7 protein-coding genes are annotated in these 9,165 nt (G+C 62.5%); 2 read left to right on the top strand and 5 right to left on the bottom strand.

Annotated features, from left to right (window positions below; genetic code table 11):
• Positions 1-100 precede the first annotated feature (100 nt).
• A complete protein-coding gene (locus tag QPK27_RS10190) occupies positions 101-1,693 on the bottom strand; it encodes a GDYXXLXY domain-containing protein (protein WP_290418107.1) in 1,593 nt (530 codons plus the stop codon).
• Positions 1,694-1,696: 3 nt separating this feature from the next.
• A complete protein-coding gene (locus QPK27_RS10185) occupies positions 1,697-2,656 on the bottom strand; it encodes a DUF2157 domain-containing protein (RefSeq protein WP_290418106.1) in 960 nt (319 codons plus the stop codon).
• Positions 2,657-2,941: 285 nt separating this feature from the next.
• Here QPK27_RS10185 and QPK27_RS10180 point away from each other — a divergent pair, with 285 nt between their 5' ends.
• On the top strand, positions 2,942-4,777 hold the full coding sequence (locus QPK27_RS10180) for a serine hydrolase domain-containing protein (RefSeq protein WP_308633441.1): 1,836 nt from the start codon (positions 2,942-2,944) through the stop codon (positions 4,775-4,777).
• 17 nt (positions 4,778-4,794) lie between these two features.
• Here QPK27_RS10180 and QPK27_RS10175 read toward each other — a convergent pair whose 3' ends face one another.
• Together QPK27_RS10175 and QPK27_RS10170 are read right to left on the bottom strand one after the other, a co-directional pair.
• A complete protein-coding gene (locus QPK27_RS10175; RefSeq protein WP_290418105.1) occupies positions 4,795-6,237 on the bottom strand; it encodes a DHA2 family efflux MFS transporter permease subunit in 1,443 nt (480 codons plus the stop codon).
• Positions 6,238-6,400: 163 nt separating this feature from the next.
• Positions 6,401-6,964 (bottom strand): acyloxyacyl hydrolase, encoded by a 564-nt coding sequence (locus tag QPK27_RS10170; protein WP_290418104.1) that lies wholly within the window; start codon positions 6,962-6,964, stop codon positions 6,401-6,403.
• Between the two features lie 160 nt (positions 6,965-7,124).
• On the opposite strand from QPK27_RS10170, the gene QPK27_RS10165 reads away from it, so the two are divergent.
• Positions 7,125-7,826 carry a suppressor of fused domain protein gene (locus tag QPK27_RS10165; RefSeq protein WP_290418103.1) on the top strand — a complete coding sequence of 234 codons (702 nt, stop codon included), beginning with the start codon at positions 7,125-7,127 and terminating at the stop codon, positions 7,824-7,826.
• 54 nt (positions 7,827-7,880) lie between these two features.
• Here the strand turns inward: QPK27_RS10165 and QPK27_RS10160 are convergent, their stop codons facing one another.
• Positions 7,881-9,074 carry a M20 aminoacylase family protein gene (locus QPK27_RS10160; RefSeq protein WP_290418102.1) on the bottom strand — a complete coding sequence of 398 codons (1,194 nt, stop codon included), beginning with the start codon at positions 9,072-9,074 and terminating at the stop codon, positions 7,881-7,883.
• Between the last annotated feature and the right edge of the window lie 91 nt (positions 9,075-9,165).

The raw sequence follows: 9,165 nt of genomic DNA, 5'->3' as shown, positions 1-9,165 counted from the left end.
GCAACCAGTGTGAAAGTAGGTTATCGTCAGGCTAGTTATAAAGAAAAAGCCCGCTCAAGTAGATCTTGAGCGGGCTTTTTTGCATTCCGGCGGTCCGAATCTAGAGCTTCTCCAGGCTCGGCCCGCGCAAGGCAACCAAAACGGCTTTGCCATCGCGATTGACACGGAATTCGCCAAACTTCGCGTCGCTCCATCGGGCTCCTTCGCCTTCCTTGAAGAACCAGGCATCGGTGACCAGCACATGATCGGTTCCTTGCCGTTTGACTTCGATAAGCAACTCGTTTGGCCCAAGTTCGCCTTTCCCGTCATAGAACCTGTCCAGCACGGTGACACCGTTTTCAGCGCGCTGTGCAACAACGAATGCAGCTTCCGTGGCGTCGCTGCCGGTCGTGGGCGGGAGCGCGAATGACAGCGTCATATAGTCTCCCTGCATGAGCGAGCGCGGATCGACAGGCGCCAGTTCGACAAACACGGTCGAACCCTGCTGCAGGACCTGCTCCTTTTGCCAGATTCCATGATTGATGATGACCATCACGAGAACGGCCGGCGTAATGAGTCCCCACCTGGTCCAGCGCGGTGTTGCCTGTTCGCTCTCCTGCAGGACCCGTGACGTTTCTATTTCAGTAGTCTTGATCAGCGCCGTGCTTGCAAACAGGAGTGCACCGGCGCCGGCCATCACTATCGATTTGTGCAGTAACGGCCAGTCGATCGCGTAATACAAAGCGCCGACCGTCCACAACGCCGCCACGCCTGCCAGCATGGCCAGCCTGGTACGGCGCGAGATGAAACATGCCACCCCCAGCAGAAGCGTCGCGCCAAGCGACACGGCGAGCCAGCTTACAACCACGGCAACCGGCATAGCGGCCAGTATCCAGAACCGATATGCGGCCGCCTCGGGCCGCGACGCCAGCCAGATCAATGCGACAATTGCGCTGATGGCAGAAATCAACGGCTGCAGCGAGTCGACGGATATGTGCCCAACCGAAGCATCGTTCAGCAGGCCACTGACCAGGAACGTCGAGCCGGACAGGTAGGCCAGATCTCCAAACAGCGCGATCGCCGAGCCAATCATTGTCGACTCAAGCCAGGCCGCCCTGGCAAACTGCCCGGCGCGCGCAGCCTGCTGCATCAACAGGTTCGCCCCCAGCCAGAACAGCACCGCAACATGACAGCCCAACCAGATCATCAAGCGACCATCATCGTACCAACCCAGCGACTCCATCCAATCAAATCGTTCCATCCCCGTGGCGGCATACAGCAGCAACTGGACCGAGACCGCTGCCAGCAGGGCGCGAATCCACGTTTGCGTGACGACGGCGCTAAGCGCGAGGGCAAGCAAACCTGTCGCCGCGATCGGGCCGGCAGCGTGATGATTGATAATGACCATGCACAGTCCGCCGCCAATGAGAGAGACGCTCAGGTATTCCACGAACAGCGAGGGCTCCATGCGCAGCATGCCGACGGCACAGCCCACGACGATCAGACCCAGGATCACGGCGCTGGTCGTGCCGATGCCATCTTCTACAAGCACATACAGCACTCCTGTAATCGGTATCGAAGCGAGTACCGTCATGGCCGCAGTCATGATCACTACCGGCCATGGGTGTTCGCTTCGCTCCGCCTCGACCAGGCTCCCCTCCACGATGCCCTGGGCGACAGCTTCATCAATAATCTTCTCGATCCGGTTCGTCATGATCTACTCCTTCGGCGCGTGGCGACAGTGCATTCCGACAATCGCGCTCACCGTCACATGCAGCATGATCAAAATCGTGAGACCGACAATGAACATGACGGCGAGGAAAGAATCGCTGTTCGATACCATCTTGATCGAGCCGCCAATGACCAGCGCATCGATACCCAGGGCGCACATGCTCAGGACGCGAATGTCGAATGCCCTGGCCTGTGCGAAATAAGCCACTGCGCCGCATAAGGCAATCAGCACCATCGGATAGAAACTCGGATCACGCGAGAACAGCGCCCACAAGCCGCAGGTGCTGGCAAGGATCACGGTGAACAAAATGGCCAGATTCAGGGCCCAATCGCCGGCGCCGGTAAAGCGCTGCAGTGGGCGCGACAGCAGCGCACATAAACCGAATGCCAGCAGCGTCGCGACGATCTGTGCATGCAGTATTCCGGACCTGAAGCCGAAATTCCCGCTAAAACCCTTCAGCCAAAGCGAAATCGCCGTCATGGCGATGATCGCCCAGGCGCTCCAGATGATGTCGGAACGGCTTGCGAATGCGAGCGGAATCAACAGCCCGGCCCATAGCGCGAACATCTGCCACGGATCGGCGCCGGACTGGTAATACTGGCCGAAGAATGCCATCAAGGCGCCGGTCGCAAGGAAGCCCAGTAACGCCAGCGGGACGCGCAGGCGTGGCCAACGTGCGGCGCCCACGCATGCGCCGAGCAATGCTGTCTGGAGTCCGGCAAACATGGGAAGCGGACTTTGCGTCAGCCAGTTCGCCGCAATGAAGAAGATGACGCCCAGCCCCAGCAGCAGCATCGCCAATACCTGAACACCGCGCCGCAGGATAGCAGCAGTGACCGGCGGCGAATCGGCAGCTCTCGCAAGACGTACCAACGCCGCATACGCACCCGGTGCGAGGCGCTGTCGCTTCGCGAGTTCGAGGATGGCCAGATTCATACTCATCATGGGAATATTCTCCTTCGGACAGTTTTGGCGCTTCCATCATCATTGGAATTCGCGGCGAAACGTTGGATTTCGCTCCCATAACCCGATAATTACTTACGGTGCATATCGACACCGGCGACAAGACGCGCTCGCGGAAAAAGGGCGCGTGTAAGAGCACGATTCCTGCAGCGTTTATCGTGCCTGCCGACAGCTCATCGGTTGGTGCTGCCATTCGTCGCTGACAAGGCGACAAGCCATTCATCAGCCGATAAGCTCGATGCGGTTAACCTGATCAGGAGCCGCTCGATGACGTCGATTCCAAGGATGTACAAGTCCCGCTTTCTCACAGCGCTGTTGCTGTATCCACTGCTTATCGCTCTCCATGCCGAAGCCACCGCATCAATCGACGACCGGTTCGCAAAAGCATTGGGAGAACAGGGATTGAGTGGCGCCGTATGGTCGACCATCACGCCGGAACGCGGCATCGAAACCGGCGCAGCGGGAATCAAACACGCCGCCACCGGCGAGCGCATGACGAATGCCACGCGAACGCAAACCGGTTCGGTGACCAAAGTCGTCGTCGCCATCGGCGTGCTGCACCTGGTCACGAAAGGCAGGCTGCGGCTCGATGCCGACGTCGCCAAGCTGTTGCCGCAGCTCGCGTTCGACAATCCCTGGACCGTTAGCCATCCGGTGACGGTGCGCCATTTGCTGGACCACACTGCCGGCCTCGAAAACTTCCGCCTGTCGCAACTCTTCAGCCAGCGCGCCAGTCCAATGGCGCCGCTCGCCGACAACATCCTGGCGCACGATGGCCTGTTGCGCGTGCGCATGCGTCCGGGCCGCAACTACGCCTATTCGAATACCGGCTACATCCTGCTGGCAATGGTGATCGAGGCCGTCACCGGCCAGCCCTACGAGCGCTACATGGACCAGTTCGTCCTAGCCCCGCTCGGCATGCGCGACAGTACCTTCGTCTACCGCACCCAGCAGGGAAGCAATGCCGATCCGGCACTGGCCATGGGACACCTCGACGGTCAGCGGCCGTATCCCGTCACGCCCAGCTTCATGCGCCCGGTCGAGCAGTTCGCGACCACGGCCGGCGACATGGGCCGCTTCATGCAATTCCTGCTGGGCGATGGCAAGGTTAATGGTCAGGTCTTCGTCGATCCGAAACTGCTGGCCGCGCTGGCGCCGCCACAAGGCACCGAAGCCGCCAACCACGGCCTCGAAGCCGGCCACGGACTGGCATTGGCAGTGCGCGACCGCAACGGCGTCGTCGGCGCCTGCCATCCCGGCGGCACCGTGGGTTTCCGCAGCATGCTGTGCATCTATCCGCAGTCTGGTGCAGGTTTCTTCGTGGCGTTCAACACCGATAGCGAGACGGCCGACTACGAGCGCTTCAACCGCATACTGATCGCGCGGCTCGCCATGCCGCCGGCAACTCCGGTCCCGACGGTAGCGACAGCTTCCGACCTGGCGCCATGGCACGGCATCTATGTGCCGATCACGAGCGGCGTCGCCTCGCTGGCCTGGATCGACGTGGTCTTCAATGCCACGCACGTCGGCGCCGCCGCTAACGGCTTGCTACTGCGCACGCTTCAGGCCGACCCGATCACGCTCAGTCCGGTGGGACCCGCGCTGTTGCGCGCCGCCGACCGCATGCGCGCCTCGCACGTGCTGTTCGTGTCGGAAGACGGCAGCCGCATGTTCAACAATGGCGTTCGCAGTCATCGCCAGATGCCGCTGCCTGCCTTCGTCGGGTTGTGGATCAGCCTGCTACTGGGCCTGGCCGGCCTGTCGTACGTGCTAGTGATGGGCACTTTGCGCCTGCTGGTGAAGGGACCGCGCAGCAGAGCGCCGCTCGCGGTTGCCGCTGCGCCATTGATGATGATGGTTGCGGCGCTGCCTTTCCTGTTCTCGCAATCGTTCATGCAGCTGGGAGACCCGACGCCAGGCAATATCCTGCTGGCCGTGGCGACCTGCCTGATGCCGTTCGCAATGCAGGCCGGAACGTTGCTGTGGTTCAGGCAAACCCGGCCGTGGCGGATCGACGCCGACCTGCTTGCCTTACTGTCGGCGCTGCAATTGCTGCTGGTGCTGGCCTGGTGGGACGTGCTCCCGTACGTCGCCTGGCATTGAGCCCGGAGTGAGCCATGCTAGGGCGACGTCGTCACCGGCTCAGCCGCCTGCTGCGCCTTGATCTGCCCGCGGCTGATGCTGTCGCCATCGTTGCGGCGCAGGCGCCAGAAAATCAGCGACGACAGCACCGTCAGCCCGGCCAGTACCGCAAAGCCGTGATGCAGCGCCTGCGTCACCTGGCCCTGGTTGGTCTGCGACACGCCGCCCAGGAACCAGGCGGTGACGATCGAACCGGCCGCCAGGCCGAAGCTCATCGACAATTGCTGGAACGAACTCGAGATCGTGCTGGCCATGCTGGAATCGGGTCCTTCGATGTCGGCATAGGCCAGCGTATTCATGCTCGAGAATTGCAGCGAGTTGAACAGCCCCTGCATCAGGCTGATCGCCACCACCAGCGGCAGCGGCGTGCTCGCGCTCACCAGGGTGAACAGCGCGATCGTGATGCCGATGCAGATCGTGTTCATCACCAGCACCTGGCGATAACCGAAGCGGTTCAGCAGCTTGGGCGCGAAAAATTTCATGCCCATCGCGCCCAGCGCCGACGGCATCATCAACAGACCCGACTGCCATGCCGGCAAACCCATGCCCAGCTGATACAGCAAGGGCAGCAGGAAAGGCAGGCCGCCGACACCCAGGCGGGTAACAAAACCGCCCAGCACCGAGATGCGGAAGGTGCGCACCTTGAGCAGCGTCAGGCGCAGCAGCGGAAACTTGGTGCGGCATGCATGCCAGGCATAGGTCGCCAGCAGGCCGATCGAGAGCAGCAACAGGAGGCCGGCGGTCATGCCGTCCAGCGTGTGCTCGCCGAACACTTCCAGCACCCAGGACAGCAGGGCGGTGCCGCTGCTGAACAGGATCAGTCCCAGCACGTCGAGCGGACGGCGCTCGTCTGAGCGGTAGTCCGGCATATGGCGCCAGACAAAGTACATCGCGGCCAATCCGAACGGGATATTGACGAAGAAGATCACGCGCCACGAGGCCCAGTGCACGATCAGGCCGCCGATGGTCGGTCCCAGCAGCGGACCGATCAGGGCCGGGATGATCACGAAATTCATTGCCCCCAGCAACTCGTTCTTGGGGAAGGTGCGCACGATCGCCAGCCGTCCGACCGGCATCATCATCGCCCCGCCCAGGCCCTGCAGCAGGCGCGCCGCCGTCATCATCTGGGCATTCAGCGACAGCCCGCACAGCACTGAGGACAGGGTGAAGATCGCGATCGCGATGAAGAACACGCGCTTGGTGCCGTAGCGGTCGGCCATCCAGCCGCTGACCGGGATCCCGACCGCCAGGCCGAGGATGTAGCTGGTGACCACCGATTTCAGGCTCAGCGGGGTAACGCCGAGGCTGGCTGCGATGCTGGGGATGGCGGTATTGACGATGGTCGCGTCCAGCTGCTCCATGAACAGGGCAGTGGCGACGAGCCAGGGAAGGTAGCGCTTGAGCGTGGGGGACGGGGTCAATCGGGCCTCTTCAAAACAGCGCGCCGCAAGGCGGCGCGAGACCCGATTGTGTCATAAATTATAAGATGCCCGCGCCAGCGAACCCGCGCAGGCGCGGCTCGCGCGGACATCTCATCGAACGCCGCTCCGGAGGCGACGTCGACAGCGAGCTTGAAACCCGCGCTTAGAAGCGGTAAGCCGCCTTGGCGATCAGCCAGTTGGCGCCCGCGTTCGGGCTCTTGATGCTGGCGTTCGAGTAGTGCTGGTACTTCAGGCCGAAGTCCCACTTGGCGGTGGTGTAGCCGATGCCCAGGTGGTCGCCGAACTGGAACGCGGTCGACAGTTCCTTGTCTTCGTTCTTGTACAGGGTCGAGAACAGGTTGACGCCGATGCCGATCTCGCCGTACCAGCCGAGCTTGTTGTCGTTCTGGTAGCGGAACACCGGGGTGAAGCCGATCACGCCGATGTTCTTGTTACGGCCGCGCACGTTCTCGTACGAATTCAGTCGCCACAGGGCCAGGTTGCCTTCCCAGTAGCCCGACAGGTGGCGGCCATTGCCGGCGAACCACTGCTTGTCCCAGTCGGACTGGAAGGCGATACGGCCCATGCGCTGTTGCGGGCCCGAGCCGACTTCGACCGAGAACGAGTCGATGTAGCCGTTGGCGAAGTTGGATTGGGCGAACGCCGATGGCGCGCACAGGGCGGCGCACAGCGCGGCCAGCGCGCTCATTTTTTTCGTAGTAATCATGGTTGACCTTGGGGTGAGGTTGCAGCAGTCTTGTCAAAACATCTTGTGCAATGCGCCATTGTACAAGTGTGAACAAAGCTTCGCTGGCGCCCCCCCAACTGTGCGACACAGGTATCATAGTCGCCCGCCGCAACCGAATCTCACCGAACAATCAACAACAATGGCCGAACCAACCATCACCCCGCTGTACCCGCTTACCGCCCCCATGCAGCGCCAGGCGGAACCTGCCGTCTTGCCGCACGACCCGGTCGCCGAGCACATCGCCGCCCACCTGGGCAAGCCGGCGCTGGTGTTCCACGAAACCGCGCAGGACGAGATCCAGGTCGACATCCACGTGATCGCGCCGAGCGACAGTTACCCCTTCGTGCGCCTGGTGACTTCGGGCATGAGCCAGAAGGCGATGACGACCCCCGAAGGCGCGCCGCCATACGCCGAACTGATGATGAGCTTGCCGGCCGGTTGGAAGCTGGACGAGACCTCGGTGCAGGACGAGCGCTGGTACTGGCCGGTGGCCCTGCTGCGCCACCTGGCGCACTATCCGCACAAGCAGTCGACCTGGCTCGGCCTGGGCCACTCGGTGCCGAACGGCCATCCGGCCAAGCCGTACACCGCCAGCGTGGGTTTCAGCGGCGCCATCGTGCTGCCGCCGGTGTCGGCGCCGGAACCGTTCCACTCGCTGACGGTCGACGGCAAGGACATTTATTTCCACTGCGTGGTGCCGCTGTTCCAGCAAGAGCTGGACCTGGCGCGCCGGCGCGGTTTTGCCGAGCTGCTCGATTGCTTCAATGAGAAGGACGTGACCGACGTGGCCGACCCGGCGCGCAAGAATACGGTCAAGAAGAAATTCCTCGGCCTGTTCTGAGTCGAAGCACGGCAGCCGGGCGCATTGGCCCGGCTGCCAATCCAAGCAACAACATCAGGCCACAGGCAGGCTCATCTCCACCAGGCGCACCCAATAGCTGGCCCCGATCGGCAACAGATTGTCATTGAAATCATAGCTGGCATTGTGCAGCTGGCACGGCCCCAGCCCATGCCCACCGGCGCGATGCTCGCCTTCGCCATTGCCGATAAACACATAGCAGCCCGGCTTGGCCTGCAGCATGAAGGCGAAATCCTCGGCGCCCATGGTCGGCTCGACATCGGTATCGACCCGCGCCGCCCCCACCACCGCGCGCATCGCCTCGATCGCGAACGCGGTCTGCTCCGGATGATTCACCAGCGGCGGATAGTTGCGCTTGAAGCCGAACTCGACCGTCGCGCCGAAGCCGGCCGCGATGCCCTCGGCCATCTCGCGCATGCGCCGTTCGATCAGGTCCAGCACGCCGGTCGAGAAAGTGCGCACGGTGCCGACCAGCTCCGCATCGTCGGGAATGATGTTGGTGGCGCTGCCGGCGTGGATCTGGGTGATCGACAGCACGGCCGTCTCGAGCGGATTCTTTTCGCGCGAAATGATGGTCTGCCACGCTTGCGCGATCTGCACCGCCACCATCACCGGGTCGATGCCGCGGTGCGGCTGGGCCGCATGCGCGCCCTTGCCGTGCACCGTCACGCGGAACTCGTTACTGGACGCCATCATCGGCCCGGCCACCACGCCGAAATTGCCCTCGGCAATGCCGGGCCAGTTGTGCATGCCGTACACCGCGTCCATCGGGAAGCGCTCGAACAGGCCGTCCTCGATCATGCGCTTCGCGCCGCCGCCGCCTTCCTCGGCCGGCTGGAAGATCAGGTAAACGGTGCCGTCGAAGTTGCGATGTTGCGACAGGTAATGGGCGGCGCCGAGCAGCATCGCCGTGTGGCCGTCATGGCCGCAAGCGTGCATCTTGCCGGCGTGGGTGGAGGCGTGCGCGAAGCCGTTCAGTTCCTGCATCGGCAGCGCATCCATGTCGGCGCGCAGGCCGATCGCGCGGGACGAATTGCCGTTCTTGATGATGCCCACCACGCCAGTCACGCCCAGGCCGCGCACCACGGGGATGCCCCATGCCGTGAGGCGCTCGGCCACGATCTCGGCGGTGCGGTGTTCTTCGTAGCACAGCTCAGGATGGGCGTGCAGGTCGCGCCGGATGGTCTGTATTTCGGCTTGTGACGTCAGGATAGGTTCCACTAGTTTCATCGTCTTCTCCCCGAGGTTACTGGGCTAGTATTGCCACCGTTGCATGGCATGTTTTTAATTATTGTAGCCTGCCTCTAACAGTCTTGACAGA

Source organism: Massilia sp. YIM B02443 (genome assembly GCF_030411955.1).
Lineage (GTDB): Bacteria > Pseudomonadota > Gammaproteobacteria > Burkholderiales > Burkholderiaceae_D > Telluria.
Note: the sequence above shows the minus strand (reverse complement) of the source record. Positions and strands in the feature narration are given on the sequence as shown.

Excerpts from the sequence above, each read along its gene's own strand:
- QPK27_RS10170 (WP_290418104.1), bottom strand. The coding sequence starts at position 6,964 with ATGATTACTACGAAAAAAATGAGCGCGCTGGCCGCGCTGTGCGCCGCC.
- QPK27_RS10165 (WP_290418103.1), top strand. The coding sequence starts at position 7,125 with ATGGCCGAACCAACCATCACCCCGCTGTACCCGCTTACCGCCCCCATG.
- QPK27_RS10180 (WP_308633441.1), top strand. The coding sequence starts at position 2,942 with ATGACGTCGATTCCAAGGATGTACAAGTCCCGCTTTCTCACAGCGCTG.
- QPK27_RS10190 (WP_290418107.1), bottom strand. The coding sequence starts at position 1,693 with ATGACGAACCGGATCGAGAAGATTATTGATGAAGCTGTCGCCCAGGGC.
- QPK27_RS10185 (WP_290418106.1), bottom strand. The coding sequence starts at position 2,656 with ATGATGAGTATGAATCTGGCCATCCTCGAACTCGCGAAGCGACAGCGC.
- QPK27_RS10160 (WP_290418102.1), bottom strand. The coding sequence starts at position 9,074 with ATGAAACTAGTGGAACCTATCCTGACGTCACAAGCCGAAATACAGACC.